This window comes from Psychroserpens mesophilus, from assembly GCF_050617655.1.
In the GTDB taxonomy this organism is placed as follows: Bacteria; Bacteroidota; Bacteroidia; order Flavobacteriales; family Flavobacteriaceae; genus Psychroserpens; species Psychroserpens mesophilus_A.
The window spans coordinates 1-209 of record NZ_JBODQC010000598.1; the positions used below are offsets into that span (position 1 = coordinate 1).

Sequence of the window (209 nt, forward strand, 5' to 3'; positions counted from 1 at the left end):
TCAACCGTAATGGTTTGCGTATCTGAAACTGAGTTGCCACACTCATCAGTAGCAGTCCAAGTTCTGGTAATTGTTTCCGTGTTACCACAAGCGGTGACAGAGCTATCCGTAAACGTAACAGTGGTTGTTCCACAGGTATCTGTAGCAGTAGCAGTTCCAGTAGCAGAAGGATCAGTACTTTGTGTACATTCCACAGTAGCATCAGCAGG

The 209-nt window shown here is 45.9% G+C and carries 1 protein-coding gene; it reads right to left on the reverse strand.

The window, feature by feature from the left end:
* A partial coding sequence (locus ACRHNM_RS18585) for a hypothetical protein (RefSeq protein WP_431138100.1) occupies positions 1-209 on the reverse strand: 209 nt, incomplete at both ends.